The organism is Marinobacter confluentis (assembly GCF_004785685.1).
Taxonomy (GTDB): Bacteria; Pseudomonadota; Gammaproteobacteria; order Pseudomonadales; family Oleiphilaceae; genus Marinobacter; species Marinobacter confluentis.
Genome location: NZ_SRPF01000064.1, coordinates 1 through 307, shown reverse-complemented (window position 1 = coordinate 307; position 307 = coordinate 1). Strand labels below are relative to the sequence as shown.

General features: G+C 58.6%; 1 protein-coding gene. It reads left to right on the top strand.

The window, feature by feature from the left end; all coding sequences use genetic code 11:
* The coding region (locus tag E5Q11_RS17575) for a PAS domain-containing protein (protein ID WP_168215680.1) at window positions 1-283 on the top strand (283 nt) is incomplete at its 5' end.
* Window positions 284-307: the final 24 nt, after the last annotated feature.

The following is a 307-nucleotide window of genomic DNA, read 5'->3' as shown; positions in this document are numbered from 1 at the left end:
ATCCTTCTGTGGCCGGTTCCTGGATGACATAGTGCCCGACCCAGGGGCTTACCAACAGGTCGCAGACAACTACGCCCGAGCCAGGGCTGTTGGTCATGTTATTCGCGACGAGGAAAGCACCGAGGGGTTTGATGCCGCGCCACTGACATTCTTCGAAACAACAATCTCCCCCCTGGTCGCGCGGGACGGCAATACTGTCTATATCTGTGGAATCTCCCGGGATATTACCGCCCGCCGCTCGGCCGAACTGGCCTTGAAGCAGACCAACGAACGGCTCGCCTAGCAGCTAGCGGAAAACCATCGACTC